Here is a 16,291-nt window from a genome sequence, read left to right on the forward strand (position 1 = left end):
CGGCGTTTCCTGTCACAGTGTCAGGTGGAGCAGGAAGCGGTCTGGCTGCGCACTTGCGCCAGCGCGGTTTCCGCTTCACGGTAATCGAACCGGTCCAGCGCCTGGATGAACGTTTCCAGCGCCGGCCTGGCGTCTGCGCTGCACAGGGCGCGCATGGTGGCTATCTGTTCTTCGGTCACCAGGCGGCGTGTTTTCAGCCGCTGCGCGGCATCATCGAGCAATGCTGCGAAGCCGCCGTCTTGCGCAGCGGGATGCAGCGCCACCGCCCCGCTGTTTTCCGGCATGGTACGGTCCACTTCCAGCTGCGCCACGCTATCCTGCACTTCCGCCATGCCAGTGCGGATACGCTCCACCAGCGCCGCCGCGCCGCTTTCCTGCACGGAGTTTTCACCGCCATCTTCGGCAATTTGCGCGCACAGGCGTTCCAGCGCGGCCGCCGCATGGAATACCGCCAGCGCGCCGCTGTTGCCGGCCGCGCCTTTGAGCGCGTGCGCCAGGCGGCTTGCTTCGCCCCATTCGCCGATGGCAGCATGGCGCATCAGCGCATCGGCCACACCCATAAAATCTGCCGTAAAGCGGCGCGCAATGCGCACGAAGTTGGCGCGGTTGCCCGCCACGACTTTCAGGGCGGCGGCAATATCAATGCCTGGCAGGGTGGCAGGCAATTCAGGCCCCTGGTCCGCCACGCCGGTAGTGGTTGCGGGCGGCGCCGCATCCAGGGCAATCTGCGCTGGCAGCCATTCTTCCAGTGTGCGGTACAGCTGTTCCGGGTCGATGGGTTTCGTCAAGTGCGCATTCATGCCCACGGCCAGGCACCGTTCGCGGTCCGACGCCTGCGCGTGGGCCGTCATGGCGATGATAGGCAGGCGGCGCCACGCAGCATCCTGGCGGATGATGGCTGTCGCCTGCAAGCCATCCAGGCGGGGCATCTGCAAGTCCATCAGCACGGCGTCGACCGGCATGCGGTACAGCTTTTCCAGCGCATCTTCGCCATGCTGGGCCAGCACCACGCTGACCCCGACTTGCTCCAGCAAGCCTTGCAGCACTTCCTGGTTGACGCGGTTATCTTCCGCCACCATCACCGTACGGCCATTCAGTGCGCGCTGCCAGCGCGCCATGCGCTGTTCAAAGCCGCCATCATCAAGCCCCGGCGCCAGGTCATGCTGGCCGATCAATTCCAGCACCGTATCAAGCAGCGCGCTGGGGTTGACGGGCTTGGTGAGGAAACGGCGGATGCCTGCACTCTCGGCTTCCTGTCGCACGGCTTCGCCATCGTAAGCGCTGACCATCAGCAAAGTCGGCTGCACACTGCCGGCATAGCGCGCCGCGATGCGGCGTCCTGTTTCCAGCCCATCGAGTCCTGGCATGCGCCAGTCCAGCAAGATCACGTCATACGGCGCCGGACTGGCGGCATCGCCCAGCAGCGCCAGCGCTTCTTCGCCGGATTCCGCCGCCACCACGGTGCGCGCCACGCCGCGCAAGGTTTCACTGAGGATTTCACGGGCAGACAAATTATCGTCCACCACCAGCACGCGCAAGCCGCGTCCTTCCAGCAGCGGGCAAAACGCGGCGCGGCGGCTGTCGCCATAGGCCAGGCACAGCGTAAAGGAAAACGTGCTGCCGGCGCCCGGTTCGCTGGCCACGCCCATCTGGCCGCCCATGCGGCCCACCAGTTCCTTGGTAATCGATAAACCCAGTCCCGTGCCGCCAAAACGGCGCGTGATGGAGCTGTCTGCCTGGGTAAATGGTGTAAACAGTTTTTCCAGCTTGTCGTGCGGGATGCCGATGCCGGTATCGCGCACGTGGAAGCGCACCGCCACGGTATCGGGCCCCACGGGCCCCGCCAGTTCCGCCGTCACCACCACTTCACCCTGTTCCGTGAATTTCACGGCATTGACCACCAGGTTGGCCAGCGCCTGCCCGAGACGCAGCGGATCGCCGATCAGCGTGCCGGGAATGGCGGGATCGAGGTGAAACGCCAGTTCCAGCCCTTTCTGGCTCGCCTGCAGCGCGATCACGTTGGCGATATTGGAAAACACATCTTCCAGGTTGAACGGCACCCGTTCCAGTTCCAGCCGGTTCGCTTCGATCTTCGACAAGTCGAGGATGTCGTTGATCAGGTTCAGCAGGATGTAGGTGGAGCCCTGCACTTTTTGCAGGTAGGACTTGACCTTGGGCTCGGGCGACGCGCGCAGCGCCAGCTGGGTAAAGCCAATGACGGCATTGATGGGCGTGCGCACTTCATGGCTGACATTGGCGAGGAAATCGCTTTTCGCCTGGCTGGCCGCTTCCGCCGCCCAGCGCGCCGCCTGTTCCGCCGCCCTTGCCAGCTCCAGCGCGCGCCGGTATTTCAACTGCATCCACGTGATCACCAGCACCAGCACGCTGAGCAACGCAGCGCCGGCATACAGCATGCTGCGCCCGGGCCAGGTGGCGCTCCAGCCGCCGGCGGGGCGGCCAGCCAGTTGCCAGTAGCCGGCCGGCAGGCTGACAGTGGCCAGCACGGAGTCCGGCCCAGGTTGTGCCGGTCCAAACAGCGCGGGGTCGCCGGCTATCACGTCGCCCTGCGCGCCCTTGCCATCCTTGCCCCGCAGCGCCCATTCGACATCGGCCACGGCGTCCGACAACCCCGTATCGCGCAGCAAATCCGTCCAGTTGATGAGGACTGTGGCAAAGCCCCAGAAATGCTCGCCTGCCGCCGCGCTTGGCGGCACCGGGCTCGATAAACCCGTGCGCCCCGCTTGCTGCGCCATCGCCGTGGCGGTACCGGGGCGGTGTTCCGACGCCAGCTCGCCTTCCTGGAACGCTGCCGCTGCGGCGGCCGCCGTGCTGGTATAAATGGGCATGCGGCCGATCAGGCCGACGCCGCCCTGGCGCAGCGGCATGGGGCCGGCCAGGCGGAATTCACGGGTTTCCAGCATTTCCAGGATGACGCTGCGGGCCCGTTGATCGCGCAGCAAGTCATGGCCCTGCGCCCCTTCGTTGCCGGCCAGCGGGTACAGATAGGAAATAACGCCACCGGGCGCCAGTTGCAGGCTCATGATGCCGGCCTGGCTGCCCAGCAATTCCCGCGCATAGACCTCGAACGCCTGGCGGTCGATTTTCGGCTGGCTGCGGGCAAACGCCGCCAGCCCCCGCACCAGGTGCAGACGCTGGTTCAGTGTTTTTTCCAGCTCGGCGCGGATGCCGCCCACTTTGCTTTGCACGGCGGCGCGCTGGTCCTGCAGGAAGCGTTCCCGCTCCGACCCATCGATGCGCCACACAGCCGCCCATATCAGCGCCAGCATCAGCGACGCCGATACCACGGTCAGCCAAAAGTCCTTGGAGGGGCGCCGATCCATCATGGTGGTCCACATTGCAATATGGAAGCCTGTACATTATGTCACGCGGAAATAGGCCAGGCGCAAGACCGGCGGTAAATGTTGCAGGATTGCCGCTACCAGTTCACAGCGGCAAGAAAAATGCTATCGGTTTTGCTGATCCGATTAAGCGGAGTCAGGCGGATTCACGCAGGCGCGCGGCCACTCAGCCGCTCCAGCTGCTCTTCCAGACGGTCCAGGTTTTCGCCATTGGCGGAAATGACAAAATCGCGCACTTTGGCGCAAGCTTCCGCAGTGGGGAAGCGCATGGTCCAGTGCAGCAAGGTTTTACCTTCCTGCTCGATAAACGCGAAAATGGCCTTGAACGGCGTGCCCAGCACATGGTCGAATTCAATCCGTTCCGGGCGCGTGATCAGCGAAAAAACTGATTCATTGGGATAATTGACACCGTCCGGCCCGTGCATGGTGAATTTCCACAGGCCGCCTGGTTCGAAATCAAATACTTTGAAAGTATTGGTGAAGCCATCCGGCCCCCACCAGCGGGCCAGGATGGAGGGATCGCTAAAGGCGCGAAACACGCGCTCGCGCGGTGCATCGAAGATACGTTCAGTGACGACATCGCAATCACTCATCGTAAGCTCCCTCATAATGTCGGTTTTGGCATTTTAATGCGATTAAAACATTTTTTCCGGAGATATGATGCAAAACAGGCTAGTTTCGCTGCCGCCCCTCGATGCCTTGCGCGGATTTGTAGCCGCCGCGCGGCGTTTGAGCATTACTGCCGCGGCGGCAGACCTGTGCCTGACACAGTCGGCCGTCAGCCGCCAGATCCAGGCGCTGGAAGAGCGGCTGGGCGTGCAATTGTTTATCCGCAATAGCCGCAGCATTGCGCTGACGGAAGCAGGCGAACAATTATTCCACCTGGCGTCGCCATGGCTGGACAAGCTGGCGGATTTGTCGGATGCGCTGCAACAGGAAAAGCGCATCAAACCGGTGACGATTTCCGCCAGCATCGGCGTGGCGTCGCTGTGGATCTTGCCGCGCCTGGGTGCGTTCCAGGCGGCGCACCCGAATATCGATATCCGGCTGGCGACCAGCAACCGCCTTGTTGATTTAAAGCAAGATGAAGTGGACTTGGCGATCCGCTATGGCGGCCGCACCCACGTGCCGGACGATGCCCTGCATTTGTTTGGCGAAGCCGTGGTGCCGGTGGCCAGCAGGGCGCTGGCGGAAACCGCTTTTAAGCAGCCAGATGGCGTGCTCGATCACGTGCTGCTGGACCTGGACGACCGCGGCCGCACGTGGCTGCACTGGATGCCTTGGCTGTCGGCGCACAACATGAACCGGCGCCCACCCAAGGGTTACCTGCACTTCAACCAGTATGACCAGGTGATCCAGGCTGCCATCGAAGGCCACGGTGTGGCGCTGGGCCGCCTGGCGCTGGTGCTGCCGATGCTCAAGGATGGCCGCCTGGCGGCGCAAATGGACCAGCGCATGCAGGTGGAAGGCTATGGCTACTGGCTGCTACAGGCGGCGCCCCATCCGCGCCCTGACGTAGCCGTGTTCCGCGACTGGCTATTGCAGCAGGTGGCGCAAACGTCGCAGCAGATGGCGGTACTGTGATGTGATTGCCCCGAGCGCCGTTATCCGGCCGTACTCCACGTCTTCGCGCTGCAAATCAAATGCCGCGTGCGGCACCCGCCCCAGCGCAGAAAAATAATGCCGTTCAGTGGGTGGCAGCACGGCACTGTCGCCCGCCCCCAGCACGACGTCTTCGCCGTTGCGGAATCCCGTAATCCACAAAAAACCTGCGTGGCAGCGCACCCGTACCGTGCCTGCCTGCGCCAGCGCGGCGCTTTCCCCTGCTTGTAGCGTGAATTGCATGATGACCTCCGTTGCGTGTATGCCTGCATTGTCGGCGGTCAATATTGGCGGGACAAACGGTGAATTCGCATCCATCGCATGCATAGCGCGCATTGGTGGCATGCCAAATGACCGTTGGCGCGCGCGGACCCTGTGCCGCTATGCTGGATTCACGGTAATCCAACGGAGACGGGCATGGACAAGCTGAAATCGCCGCTGGCCGCCATCGTGTGCGGCGGCATCATCATGGGACTGGCGCTGGGCATGCGCCACGTGCAGGGTTTATTTATGCTGCCGATGACGTCCGCACGGGGCTGGGGCAGGGAAGAATTCGCGCTGGCGATAGCGCTGCAAAACCTCGTGTGGGGCATCGCGCAGCCATTCACGGGCATGATGGCGGACCGCTGGGGTTCGCGCCGCGTGCTGGCTGGCGCGTGCCTGCTGTATGGGGCGGGACTGTACCTGATGGCCCATGCGGCGACCGGCGTGGAACTGGCGCTGGCGGGCGGGCTGCTGATCGGGCTCGCGCTGTCCGGCACGGCGTTTGGCACCGTGTACGGGGCGCTGAGCCGTATCGTGCCGCCATCGCGGCGCAGCTGGGCATTGGGACTGGCGGGCGCCGTGGGCGGCGTCGGCCAGTTCGCCATGGTGCCCGCCACGCAAGGCTTGATTTCTGCGCTGGGCTGGCTGGTGGCGCTGGTGCTGATTGCGTTCGTCTTGGCGTTTGCCGCGCCGCTTGCGTATCCGCTCGATGACAGCGCGGCAGCGCGCAATGGGCAGCAGGGTGGCCAGTCCATGCGCCAGGCCATCGCGGAAGCGCTGTCGCACCGGGGTTTCTGGCTGCTGAACCTGGGCTTTTTTGCCTGCGGCTTCCAGCTGGCTTTTATTGCCGGGCATTTGCCGGCTTATCTGACGGATAAAGGGCTGTCTGCCAACACGGGCGTGGCGGCGCTGGCCATCGTGGCGCTGGCCAACGTGGGCGGCATTTACGTGTGCGGGGAATTGGGCAATGTGTACCGCCGCAAGCATTTGCTGGCTTACCTGTATCTGGTGCGCTCGGCGGCCATGCTGCTGTTTGCCACGCTGCCGCTGTCGGTGGGCGGCGTGTATGTATTTGCCTTCGTCATGGGCGCCACGTGGCTGGGCACAGTGCCGCTGACGAACGGGCTGGTGTCGCAAGTGTTTGGCGTACGCTATATCTCGACACTGTTCGGGCTCGTGTTTGTCGGCCACCAGCTGGGCGGCTTCCTCGGCGTATGGCTGGGCGGACGCGTGTTCGATGCAACGGGGTCGTATTACATCATGTGGCTGGCGTCCGTCGTCATCGGCTTGATCGCGGCAGCACTGCACTGGCCCATCGACGACCGCGCCATTGCGCGCGTGCAGCCGGCATGAACAGCAAAGCGCAATGGCTGCTGGCCATGCTGCTGGCCGCAGTCAGCGCCTGGGCGCTATGGGCGATGCAGCAGCCGGACATGGTGCACCAGCTAGCCATGCTGGGGACCCTGTGCTGACTTTATGCGGCGACCGCACGTTTGATGGCCATCGCGGCAGGCGGCGCCAAACGCCCCGTCTCAAAGCACTTGCGGTATTGCGCGCAGCGGTGGCAACCCGGCGGATGCATGTCGTGCCGCCCCAGCTTGTCGCCCAGTTCGCGGAAGATAAACCGCTTCCATTTTAAATCCGTGACATTGCGCTGGAACAGCGGCTGGAAATACAGCTTCATCAGCGCCGTCACTTCATGCCGGCCCGCCAGGCCCAGGTCTTGCCACAGCATGCGGTTCCCCAGACTGGCAGCGGCAATGGCGCGCGCCAGCCAGTTCACATGCTGCGCATCCGCCTCCGGCGTGCGCGACGCCATCAAATGCCCCACCACTTCATGGAACAGCGGCGGCACGGTGCCCAGCACCACGGCATATTTGAGTTCGGAAATCGGCACATACGCGTCATGCGGCCGGCAGCACTCCAGCGCGGCCATCAGCTCGGCCTGGGGCAAGCCCAAGGTGCGCACAAACGGCGGCAGCACATCGACACTGGCATGCCGCAGCACGCCGGACACGGCCTTGGTCAGCAATTCGTAACCAGACCGCATGGGCGACAGCTCGGCAGCCGGCCACAAAGGGAAAGTCGGACTCATACAGGCGATACCTCCGAGATCAGCAGTAAAAACGGCTTGCTACATGCTTACTTCAGGTGAAGCGATATCAACAAGAGCCTTATTACTTTGATACGATTATTAATTTCTGCGCCCGGATAACTATCAGTTGCACAAGATAGTAAATATGCATGAATCGATCTGGACATCGCGAAACCGTCTGCTTGCGGTGTATCCTATCGGGATGGAAAGTACGAAACCAACCATTCCCTCGAATCCGGATGCGGCCCCGCCCCGCAAGCGCGTCAAAGTCTCCCGCACCACCAAACTGATGGGCCGCTTTGCATGCGCCGTGCTGGCTGCCGCCTTTGCCTGCTACGTGACGATCAATAACCCCGTGCTGCTGTCCTATGGCACGCCGGCCGTGGCAGGCATGTCGCTGCTGGGCGCCGTCATTGGCTTTTTTGTCAGTGAAATGGTGGTCATGGTGGCTGCCGTCGTGATCGGCATCGTGCTGTATTCGCTGCTGCGCTGAATGTGATCAGCGCGGCAGCAATTTCTGCGCTTCCCGCCCGATTTGCACGGCAAGGCTGCGGTCTTTCTGATACAGCGCGTAATACGCGGCGGCGCATGCGGAAAAACCTGTCGCCGGGCTCAGATAGCGGGCAATGCCATCGCTGAAATCGCGGATGTCCGCCGCATCGGCAGCCAGCTCTTTTCCCCTGAGCGCAAGATACAGCGCCGCGATGACTTCCGCGCGGCGCGTCGTCAAATCTTCGTGGTTCAAGTCAAAAAAGCGGATCGTCACTTCGGCCCGTTCATACAACGGCCCCGCCGCATGCACCGGTACCGCCAGCACGCCGATAAACGTGATGAGTTCCGCCGGGTCCACGTCCAGCCCCGCAATCGGATAGACCAATAATGGATCTTCCGAACGCAGCAGCCCCGCATCTTCTTCGCGGAAGTTGCGGGTACCCCGCACGGGAAAATAGTCGGACTTCAAACTGGAATTGCAGCGCGTGCACGCGATCGCGTAATTGAACGGGTTATACGCATGCAGGTAATAGCCCGTTGCGCTGGCGCCACCGGTCGCGCAGGGCGGCGTATAGCCCTTGAGGCGCTTGATGTCGCCCGGCCACGCACGCAGCCGGCTCTTGGGCCGGAAATGCTCCACTTCGTGCACCTTGGCCGCATACGCTTTACCGGCCAGCTTCATTTCACAGTACGCGCATTTTTCGTGCTGCAGCGCGATGTACACACCCTTGATTTCGCCCCAGAATTCGCCGCCTTCCACATAGGCTCGCGCCTGCGCATAAGCATCCTTGCGGTCGCGGGCGCGCGCCAGCCAGCCCGGCTTTTCCTGTTCAATGCGGGCAATTAACTCAGCCGGATCGATCGGATAAGCGATCACGATGCGATCTTCCGCTTGGCCAGCAATTTCAGGTATTCCAGCGCCGCTTTCGGGTCGTCGGCGGTAGCCTGGTCGGCCAGCTTGCGCAAGTCTTTCGCCACTTCGCGCGTACGTGTGCTCTCCAGGCCGAAATAGGGACTCAACAGGATTTGCTCGGCGCTGGCGCCATGTACTTTTTCAGGACGGCGCGTCACCAGCGCGCCATCGCCAGTCACGTCCAGCACGAACAGGTTCGATGCTTCCAGCGAGCCCACTACCAGCGGACTGTGCGTCGTCACGATGAATTGCACGTTCGGCAGCGCCTTCGACAACGTCGGCAGCACGGTCTGCTGCCATTCCGGATGCAGATGCAAATCCACTTCGTCAATCAGCACCACACCATGGTTTTCCACCAGCTTTTTGCCGCTCGGGCTATTCATGCACACGTGGTACAGCATGTCGCCGATCCAGCCGATATAGGCTTTGTACCCGTCAGACAGCGCGCGGAACGGCACCACCGTGCCAGCCATCTCGAACAGGTAATCGCGCTGGGCGCCATCCGGCAAGACTTCCGCCAGGCGGCAATTCGGCGGCAACAGCTTGTTGATCAGGTGGATCACTTGCGTATAGCGGCCGCGGTTCTTCTCGCGATAATCCGGCAGCCACGATTCCAGCGGAATCAGTGCGATATGGTCTTCAAACAAGCCGGCCACACGGGCGTAGCGGGGCGAGCGCGCCTTGTCGCGCGCGGTGGGATCGAGCCGCTCCGACGTTTCCACGCGGCGCGTGGCGCCATAGCCTGCCAGGAAAAATGCGGAACTCTGGCGCTTGTAATACGTGTCGGTCAATTGCGCGGCCACGTCTTTCGCCGGCTGGTCGGTCCACACGAAGCTTTCAAAATCGCCCCGCACGGCGATTTCACCGGCCAGCGACAGTTCGCCCTTCCCAGGCAACGCAGGGGCGGTTGCGGGCCAGTCCTGTGCGTGCAGCGTCAAGGTTACGCCGGCGCGTCCCGTCAGCGGCGGCGCGCCTTTGGCCGCCTTGCTTTTGGCGCTGCGGCCCTTCACCGATGGCGCACGCCGCACCATGGAATCCGGCCGGTAGCCGGAATCGCCCAGGCTGGGGGCCAGGATGCCCATGGCAATCGCACGCAGCAGCGTACTCTTGCCCGCGCCATTATTGCCCAGGATGACGTTGACGTTTGGGTACAGCATGCCCCGTTCAGCGGGATTGTTCAAAGCCAGCCTGGCGCTGGCAATGGAGCGCAGGTTATCGATGGTGGCGGAAAGGACGTGCATACAAATCCAGTCTATGCATGGGTTCAAGCCCGGCCAGGGCCGGGCGCTCTCCACACATTATCGGATATTCCGCGTCCTTACGGCAGGCGCGTCAGCTTCGCGTCGGCCAGCACCAGCTGTTCCACGTCGAAGAAGCGCAGATTGCCCGTGACGATGGCCTGGCGCTGGCCCATCAGCTTGCGCGCGGCGTCGCGTTCGAACGGCACGTCGATGGCGACGTCGCCCACTTTGACGGAATACGTTTGCGTATCGGCGTTATAGCCGACCAGCGTGACCAGCGCGCTGTAAGGCGACGTCCAGTTGCTCATGCGCTTGTGGTATTCCGCGCTCGACTCGAACTGGTCTTTCACCAGCTGGTTCGCTTCGCGGATTTCCGGCAGCGCCCACAGCTTGGCCACGTTATCCGTGCCCACCGTCACGAGGCGGCGGCCATCATCGGAAAACAGCGCGCCCGTGATGGCGTCCAGGTGGCCTTTCAAGTGGCCGATGGCGTCGCCGTTTTCCAGGCTCCACAACGTCAGCAAGCCCGTTTCCGTACTGGTCACGAACAAGCCGCCTTTCGGCGACATATACGCGCTGACCTGGCCCGGCATGCGCGCGATCGGCGACAGCGTCTGCACGTCGACCAGGCGCACGCCTTCCGTTCCCTTGACGATGACGCGGCGGCCGTCCGGCGACACGTGCAGCAATTCCGCGCCGGCCAGGGTCGACAGGCGCTTCAAGTTGTTCATGTCGAACACGTACAGGTTGCGGTCGCCCGCATTGACGAACAGGCGCGAACGGTCCGGCGAGAAGCGGTAATTGCGCACGGTGATGCCATCGCCCAGCAGGCTGCCGACAAAGTTGCCGCTGGCCGTGTCCCACACGCCCAGATGCATGACGGCGCCCAGTTCCTGGCGCGCGCTGCGCAGCACATACGCCAGCAAGCGTTTGCCGTCCTGGAAGAAATCGGCAAATTGCGGTACCGGATTGCCGTCGCCGAAATTGAAGCGGCGCAGGCTGTCGCCATCGGACATGCGGAAAATCACCGCCTTGTCATTGGCTGCGGCGCTCATCAAGAAGGCGCCGTCGCGGGAAAAGCGCGTCATCGCCACCGGGTCCCAGTGGTCGCTCATGCGCGCCACCTTGGTGCCCTTGTCGCTGTCCCACAGTTTCATCGTGCTGTCACGGCTGCCCCACGTCAGCAGGCGGTTGCCGGTGGGCGCAAATTCATAACGGGGTTCGCCATCGACGCTGTCCAGCTTTGCCATGCGCTGGCCGCTTTCCGCGTCATACAGCATGAAGCCATCGTCGCGCGTATAAATGACGAGGCGGCGGCCATCCGGCGACAGGCCGGCTTTGGTAATCCCGGCCGGCAAACCCGCCAATACTTTCGGCGCCGCCTCGTTGTGCAAGTCCGTCAGCGTAACTTTGCCATTGTCGGCAAGGCCCAGCAGGAAGCGGCGGTTGGCCGACTGCGACGGCACGCCGTAGCCGGGCTCCGTCACGGTCGCCATGCCGGTATCCGTATTCCATACATGCAGCGTCTTGTCGCCCGTCACAAGGGCGAAGTGGTGGCCGCTGGCAGAGAAGCCGCCTTGCGCCGCACCGGACTGGATCGCGAAGTTGCCGGCCAGCTGATAGTTTTCAATCAGCTTGCGGGGAATCAGCGTTTGCGACGCGTTGCGCGCCATCGCGCCCACGCGCGGCGCCTGCGTGGCGCTGACGACGGGTTGCGCCTGCTGTTCCGCCGTCGGATTGAAATAGAAATTGCCGGTAATCGAAGACATTTCCCACGGCGTTTGCTTGCCTTCCGACTCCGCCTGCACGCCTTCGCGCACGCGCTTGAACACGTCTTCGACTTTCATGCCGGGTTCCGCCATGGCGGCCAGCAGCTGGGCCGTGTACAAGCCATTGCCGCCGCTGCCGTCCGACGCCGTGGAGCCGGGCGACGTTGCGTACGCCACCAGCGTGCCTTTCGGCGTTGAATCCATGCTGGCCAGGCCGCGCGAACCGGAACGGAAGCTGCGCGCAAACGGGTTGTCGCGGCACGCGTCGAGCACCACGAGGTTGATACGATTCTTCGCCGTATCCATTTTTTCCAGCACTTCGTTGGCGTTGTAGGCGCGCGTCGCCAGTTCATCTTCGCGTGCGATATTCGCGTCGACCGGCACCAGGTAATTGACGCCCTTGGCCTGGATGCCGTGACCGGCGTAATAAAACAGGCCCACGCCGCCGTTTTTCAGCTGGTTGCCAAACTCGCGCACGGCCGACATCATTTCTTCCAGGCTGGCGTTTTCCTTCTTGATGACGGTAAAACCCAGTTGCTGCAACTTGATCGCCATGGCGCGCGCATCGTTGATCGGATTGATCAGCGGCGACGACTTATAGGCGGAATTGCCGATCACCAGCGCCAGACGCTGTTCAGCGCCCATGGCCACCATTTCCGGCGTGGCAGGAGCGGCGGGCGCCTGCGCGTCCTGTGGCGCGGCGGCAGCCTGCTCGGCGCCGGCGGCCGGCAGGGCAGCCGTGCCTGGCGCCGCAGCGCCCCGCATCAGCGCCGTCGGCGACAGTGTCGGCGCCGCCAGGGCTTCCTTGATACGCGCCTGGCGTTCGGCTTCCGCTTTCGCGGCTTCGATGCTGCCAACGCCGGAATCGGCCTTGCGTGCATTGGCCTCCGCGACAGCCGCAGTGAGTTCCTGCTTCAGCTTCTCGGCAGCCGACATTTTCTGCGCGTGGACGGGAACGGAAGTCAGGGCCAGCGACGCGCACACGGCAGGCAGACCGGTACGCACGAACGATTTCAAAGTCATGGTGTATCAGGGGAAGGCGCCACACCTGGGCAAGCATGGCAAGGCTTACAAGATTGAACAGCTAAACCCCTCACTCTAAAGGGTTTTTTGTCCGGTAGCAATCATTGTTGCATTGCATAGATGGTATGGATGTAGTTAATTTGACACTTCACGCGCCAAACCGGTCCACGACAAACTCGACAAAACTACTGAGTTTAGGCGTAGCCTGGCGGTCGCGTGGATACATCAAGTGCATGGGACGGGGTTCCGGCATGTATTCGCGCAGCACCGGCACCAGCCTGCCCGCCGCGATATCGTCCGCCAGCACCACTTCCGCCTGCATCACCAGTCCCAGCCCTGCCAGCGCGGCTTGCCGCAGCGCGGGCCCCTGGTTGGAGCGCAGCCGCGATACCGGCAATGGCGCGCCAGGCTCCATCCCTTTCAGCCGCCACCGCACGTCGCGCCGCCAATGCTGGAAGTCCACCGAATCATGGCGGCCCAGATCGGCCGGCGTCTGCGGCGTGCCACGGCGCGCCAGATAAGAAGGAGCGGCGCAAATCACCATGCGGGTAGGCCGCAGCGGCCGCGCCACCAGCGCGGAATCCTTCAAGTCGCCGATGCGGACGATGGCGTCCAGCCCCTCTTCCACCAGGTCCGCCGCCCGGTTCGACAATTCCAGCTCGACGCTGACGTCCGGATAGCGGGCCAGGTAATCGGCCAGCGCCGGGGCCAGGCAATGGCCGCCAAATGCCGCCGGGGTACTGAGCTTGATGGTGCCGCGCGGCGTGGCGCGCATGGCTTGCGCACCTTTTTCCGCTGCCTCCACCAGTTGCAGGATGTGGCGGCATTCGTCGCAATAGCGGATGCCGATTTCCGTCAAGCTCAGGCTGCGCGTGGTCCGGTACAGCAGGCGCGCGCCGACCAGCTTTTCCAGCGCCGCGATATGTTTGCTGACCATGACCGTGGAAATCGCCAATTGCCTTGCCGCCGCGGTAAAGCTGCCCGCGTCAACGACCCGCACGAAGACTTCCATGCTGCGCATTTTGTCCACAATTATTAACCTTTAGTTCACGATATTGTAAATATTACGGGATTTATTCCATTTCGTATCGATGTGATACTGGCTGCTCCTGACCCTCGCGGAGACGCCATGTTGAAAATCCTTGGAAAAGCCCCTTCGATCAATGTCCGCAAAGTGTTGTGGACCTGTGCGGAAATCGGATTGCCGTATGAGCTGGACGAGTGGGGGATGGGCACCAGCCGTCCCGCGCCCACGCGGGAATTCCTGCAACTGAACCCGCACGGGCTGGTGCCGGTGCTGGTCGATGGCGATAACGTGCTGTGGGAGTCGAATACGATTTGCCGCTACCTGGCCGGGCGCCATCAGCGCGCGGACTTGCTGCCGCCCGATCCGCTGGCGCGCGCCCACGTGGAAAAATGGATGGACTGGCAAGCCACGGATTTAAACGCAGCGTGGCGCTACGCGTTCATGGCGCTGGTACGCCGCCATCCTGACTTCACCGATCCGGCAGCCATCGCCGCCAGCGCGGCAGCGTGGAACCGGCAAATGGCCACGCTGGACGCGCACCTGGCGGCGACCGGCGCCTTTGCAGCGGGCGACACGTTTACGCTGGCCGATATCGTGCTGGGCGTCTCCGTGCAGCGCTGGCAAGCGACGCCGATCAGCCATGCGGATTTGCCGGCGGTACGCGCTTACTATGAGCGGCTGCGCCAGCGCGCCGCATTCGTCAGCCACGGCGCCACCCATCCGTGAGGCGCACATGCCACTGTCGCTGTGGTTATCGTTTGTCGCGGTCGCACTGGCCGCCACCTTCAGTCCCGGTCCCGGCGTGCTGCTGGCCATTTCCACCACCCTGGCGCTGGGCGCCCGCCGCACGCTGTACAGTTCCGCCGGCAATGCGGCCGGTGTCTTTATTGTTTCCTGCGTGGCGGTCAGCGGCGCGGGCCTGCTGTTTTCCCATTCACCCGCCGCCTTCTCCCTATTGAAGACCGGCGGCGCCGCTTACCTGGCGTGGCTCGGCATCCAGCAATGGCGCCAGGCCGCGACGCCCGCCATTCAGACGGCGGATGGCGACGGCAGCCGCCGTGCTGTCTTCATGCGCGGGCTGGCCGTCGCGTGCAGCAATCCTAAAAGTATTTTGTTCTTCACCGCGGTTTTTCCCCAGTTCCTGCCCATGCAGCAAATGACGGGCCCGCGCTTCCTGCTATTGAGCCTGACCTTCGTCGTGTGCATGTTTGTATCACACGCGACCTACGTTTTACTGGCTGCCAAAGCCGGTACGCGCCTGCTGCATGGCGGCGCCATGCGGGTTCTGCGCCGGTGCATGGGGGCGCTGTTCGTGCTGATGGCGGCGGGCCTTCTGCTTACAAAGCTGTAAGCATTTTCATCAATTGTAAGCACGTGTAAAGACCGTCAACGGCGGGTTTCCTGCGCCCGTTTTAGGCTCAAGTGACACAGCAAAGTGCACGAAACGAAGCAAACCAAACTACTGCAGCACATCTCAGAAAGAGAACTGAAACATGAAAAAAGTGACCGCCGTACTGATCGCCAGCCTGTTCGCCAGCGCCGCGTTTGCACAGTCCCAAACCTCCGCACCGGCCACGCCTGCACCAGCAGCCCCGGTAGCCAAGGCTGAAGTGAAAGCCGAAGCCAAGCCTGAGGTAAAAACCGAATCCAAAGCCGAAGTTAAAGCAGAAGTCAAAGCAGAAGTCAAAGCAGAAGCACAACCGACCAAGTAATGCCAGACAAGCGTTAATACTGAATAAACCGTTTATATAGAATTTAAGGACTACATATCATGACCAAAACCATCGCTACCCTGATCGCCGGCCTGTTCGCTACCGCAGCTTTCGCTCAATCGCCAGCTCCAGCCGCCGCACCGGCTGCAACGCCAGCCAAGACCGAAGCCAAAGCTGAAGTCAAAGCGGAAGCCAAGGACACCAAGGTTGCTGCCAAGGCCGACACCAAGGAAGTGAAAAGCGAAGTGAAGGCTGACGCGAAAACTGAAAAAACCGCGTCGCACACCAAGCACAAAGAACACAGCAAAGAAGCCAAGCCGGCTGAAAAAACCGCAGCGGCGACGCCGGCTCCGGCAGCAGCACCAGCCGTCGCCGCCACCACCAAGTAATCAGCAGCCGTACTGAATAAACCGTTTATACCGAATTTAAGGAACGAATATCATGACCAAGACCATCGCTACCCTGATCGCCGGCCTGTTTGCTACCGCTGCTTTTGCTCAATCGCCTGCCCCTGCCGCCGCCACACCGGCTGCAACGCCTGCCAAGGCTGAAGTGAAGGCGGAAGCCAAAGACACCAAGGTTGCCGCCAAAGCCGACACCAAGGAAGTGAAGAAGGAAGAAGCCGCGAAGACTGAAGCGAAAGGCGAAGTGAAGGCGGAAAAGACCGCGTCGCACACCAAGCACAAGGCCAAGGAACACGCCAAGAAAGATGAAACCAAGCCGGCTGAAAAAACCGCAGCGGCACCGGCTCCCGCCGCAGCACCTGCGGTAGCCGCCACCACCAAGTAATACAC

At 62.5% G+C, this 16,291-nt stretch carries 17 protein-coding genes; 9 read left to right on the top strand and 8 right to left on the bottom strand.

The window, feature by feature from the left end:
- Positions 1-20 precede the first annotated feature (20 nt).
- Both GM668_RS13030 and GM668_RS13035 read right to left on the bottom strand, forming a co-directional pair.
- Positions 21-3,344, bottom strand: a complete 3,324-nt coding sequence (locus GM668_RS13030; protein ID WP_170305623.1) for a response regulator — start codon at positions 3,342-3,344, stop codon at positions 21-23.
- 161 nt (positions 3,345-3,505) lie between these two features.
- Entirely contained in the window at positions 3,506-3,952 is a 447-nt protein-coding gene (locus tag GM668_RS13035; RefSeq protein ID WP_229499267.1) for an SRPBCC family protein, read from the bottom strand.
- 67 nt (positions 3,953-4,019) lie between these two features.
- On the opposite strand from GM668_RS13035, the gene GM668_RS13040 reads away from it, so the two are divergent.
- Positions 4,020-4,943 (top strand): LysR substrate-binding domain-containing protein, encoded by a 924-nt coding sequence (locus tag GM668_RS13040; protein ID WP_155439395.1) that lies wholly within the window; start codon positions 4,020-4,022, stop codon positions 4,941-4,943.
- Here GM668_RS13040 and GM668_RS13045 read toward each other — a convergent pair.
- Positions 4,896-5,204 (bottom strand): DUF2917 domain-containing protein, encoded by a 309-nt coding sequence (locus GM668_RS13045; protein ID WP_170305624.1) that lies wholly within the window; start codon positions 5,202-5,204, stop codon positions 4,896-4,898. The genes GM668_RS13040 and GM668_RS13045 overlap by 48 nt on opposite strands.
- A 174-nt stretch (positions 5,205-5,378) precedes the next feature.
- Here GM668_RS13045 and GM668_RS13050 point away from each other — a divergent pair, with 174 nt between their 5' ends.
- Together GM668_RS13050 and GM668_RS31440 are read left to right on the top strand one after the other, a co-directional pair.
- Positions 5,379-6,578, top strand: a complete 1,200-nt coding sequence (locus tag GM668_RS13050) for an MFS transporter (RefSeq protein ID WP_229499269.1) — start codon at positions 5,379-5,381, stop codon at positions 6,576-6,578.
- A complete protein-coding gene (locus GM668_RS31440; protein WP_260115508.1) occupies positions 6,575-6,697 on the top strand; it encodes a hypothetical protein in 123 nt (40 codons plus the stop codon). Before GM668_RS13050 ends, GM668_RS31440 begins: the two co-directional genes overlap by 4 nt.
- A gap of 2 nt (positions 6,698-6,699) precedes the next feature.
- Here GM668_RS31440 and GM668_RS13055 read toward each other — a convergent pair whose 3' ends face one another.
- Positions 6,700-7,320, bottom strand: a complete 621-nt coding sequence (locus GM668_RS13055; protein ID WP_155439397.1) for a nitrogen fixation protein NifQ — start codon at positions 7,318-7,320, stop codon at positions 6,700-6,702.
- A gap of 202 nt (positions 7,321-7,522) precedes the next feature.
- Between GM668_RS13055 and GM668_RS13060 the strand changes: the two genes are divergently transcribed.
- Positions 7,523-7,813, top strand: coding sequence for a hypothetical protein (locus GM668_RS13060; protein ID WP_155439398.1), 291 nt, complete (start codon positions 7,523-7,525; stop codon positions 7,811-7,813).
- A 6-nt stretch (positions 7,814-7,819) separates the two neighbouring features.
- Here GM668_RS13060 and GM668_RS13065 read toward each other — a convergent pair whose 3' ends face one another.
- The 4 genes from GM668_RS13065 to GM668_RS13080 form a co-directional block, all read right to left on the bottom strand.
- On the bottom strand, positions 7,820-8,689 hold the full coding sequence (locus GM668_RS13065) for an HNH endonuclease family protein (protein WP_155439399.1): 870 nt from the start codon (positions 8,687-8,689) through the stop codon (positions 7,820-7,822).
- The gene (locus GM668_RS13070) at positions 8,686-9,966 is read right to left on the bottom strand and encodes an AAA family ATPase (protein ID WP_155439400.1); all 1,281 of its coding nucleotides are present in this window, start codon (positions 9,964-9,966) and stop codon (positions 8,686-8,688) included. Before GM668_RS13070 ends, GM668_RS13065 begins: the two co-directional genes overlap by 4 nt.
- A gap of 77 nt (positions 9,967-10,043) precedes the next feature.
- Positions 10,044-12,758, bottom strand: coding sequence for a caspase family protein (locus GM668_RS13075; protein WP_155439401.1), 2,715 nt, complete (start codon positions 12,756-12,758; stop codon positions 10,044-10,046).
- A gap of 148 nt (positions 12,759-12,906) precedes the next feature.
- Positions 12,907-13,788 carry a LysR family transcriptional regulator gene (locus tag GM668_RS13080; RefSeq protein WP_170305625.1) on the bottom strand — a complete coding sequence of 294 codons (882 nt, stop codon included), beginning with the start codon at positions 13,786-13,788 and terminating at the stop codon, positions 12,907-12,909.
- 99 nt (positions 13,789-13,887) lie between these two features.
- Here GM668_RS13080 and GM668_RS13085 point away from each other — a divergent pair, with 99 nt between their 5' ends.
- The 5 genes from GM668_RS13085 to GM668_RS13105 all read left to right on the top strand — a co-directional run bounded on the left by GM668_RS13085 (position 13,888) and on the right by GM668_RS13105 (position 16,286).
- Positions 13,888-14,511 carry a glutathione S-transferase family protein gene (locus GM668_RS13085; RefSeq protein WP_155439402.1) on the top strand — a complete coding sequence of 208 codons (624 nt, stop codon included), beginning with the start codon at positions 13,888-13,890 and terminating at the stop codon, positions 14,509-14,511.
- 7 nt (positions 14,512-14,518) lie between these two features.
- The gene (locus GM668_RS13090; RefSeq protein ID WP_155439403.1) at positions 14,519-15,136 is read left to right on the top strand and encodes a LysE family translocator; all 618 of its coding nucleotides are present in this window, start codon (positions 14,519-14,521) and stop codon (positions 15,134-15,136) included.
- Positions 15,137-15,278: 142 nt separating this feature from the next.
- Complete coding sequence (locus GM668_RS13095; RefSeq protein WP_155439404.1) at positions 15,279-15,497, top strand: hypothetical protein; 219 nt, start codon at positions 15,279-15,281, stop codon at positions 15,495-15,497.
- A 59-nt stretch (positions 15,498-15,556) separates the two neighbouring features.
- Positions 15,557-15,886: a hypothetical protein gene (locus tag GM668_RS13100; RefSeq protein WP_155439405.1), complete on the top strand. Its 330-nt coding sequence runs from the start codon at positions 15,557-15,559 to the stop codon at positions 15,884-15,886.
- Positions 15,887-15,938: 52 nt separating this feature from the next.
- Positions 15,939-16,286 (top strand): hypothetical protein, encoded by a 348-nt coding sequence (locus GM668_RS13105; protein WP_155439406.1) that lies wholly within the window; start codon positions 15,939-15,941, stop codon positions 16,284-16,286.
- The last annotated feature ends 5 nt before the right edge of the window (positions 16,287-16,291 follow it).

This window comes from Pseudoduganella ginsengisoli (assembly GCF_009720865.1).
Classification (GTDB): Bacteria; Pseudomonadota; Gammaproteobacteria; order Burkholderiales; family Burkholderiaceae_D; genus Rugamonas; species Rugamonas ginsengisoli.

Bases quoted from the DNA above. Each gene is read 5' to 3' on its own strand.
- GM668_RS13030 (WP_170305623.1), bottom strand. From the start codon at position 3,344: ATGATGGATCGGCGCCCCTCCAAGGACTTTTGGCTGACCGTGGTATCG.
- GM668_RS13035 (WP_229499267.1), bottom strand. From the start codon at position 3,952: ATGAGTGATTGCGATGTCGTCACTGAACGTATCTTCGATGCACCGCGC.
- GM668_RS13040 (WP_155439395.1), top strand. From the start codon at position 4,020: ATGCAAAACAGGCTAGTTTCGCTGCCGCCCCTCGATGCCTTGCGCGGA.
- GM668_RS13045 (WP_170305624.1), bottom strand. From the start codon at position 5,204: ATGCAATTCACGCTACAAGCAGGGGAAAGCGCCGCGCTGGCGCAGGCA.
- GM668_RS13050 (WP_229499269.1), top strand. From the start codon at position 5,379: ATGGACAAGCTGAAATCGCCGCTGGCCGCCATCGTGTGCGGCGGCATC.
- GM668_RS31440 (WP_260115508.1), top strand. From the start codon at position 6,575: ATGAACAGCAAAGCGCAATGGCTGCTGGCCATGCTGCTGGCCGCAGTC.
- GM668_RS13055 (WP_155439397.1), bottom strand. From the start codon at position 7,320: ATGAGTCCGACTTTCCCTTTGTGGCCGGCTGCCGAGCTGTCGCCCATG.
- GM668_RS13060 (WP_155439398.1), top strand. From the start codon at position 7,523: ATGGAAAGTACGAAACCAACCATTCCCTCGAATCCGGATGCGGCCCCG.
- GM668_RS13070 (WP_155439400.1), bottom strand. From the start codon at position 9,966: ATGCACGTCCTTTCCGCCACCATCGATAACCTGCGCTCCATTGCCAGC.
- GM668_RS13075 (WP_155439401.1), bottom strand. From the start codon at position 12,758: ATGACTTTGAAATCGTTCGTGCGTACCGGTCTGCCTGCCGTGTGCGCG.
- GM668_RS13085 (WP_155439402.1), top strand. From the start codon at position 13,888: ATGTTGAAAATCCTTGGAAAAGCCCCTTCGATCAATGTCCGCAAAGTG.
- GM668_RS13090 (WP_155439403.1), top strand. From the start codon at position 14,519: ATGCCACTGTCGCTGTGGTTATCGTTTGTCGCGGTCGCACTGGCCGCC.
- GM668_RS13095 (WP_155439404.1), top strand. From the start codon at position 15,279: ATGAAAAAAGTGACCGCCGTACTGATCGCCAGCCTGTTCGCCAGCGCC.
- GM668_RS13100 (WP_155439405.1), top strand. From the start codon at position 15,557: ATGACCAAAACCATCGCTACCCTGATCGCCGGCCTGTTCGCTACCGCA.
- GM668_RS13105 (WP_155439406.1), top strand. From the start codon at position 15,939: ATGACCAAGACCATCGCTACCCTGATCGCCGGCCTGTTTGCTACCGCT.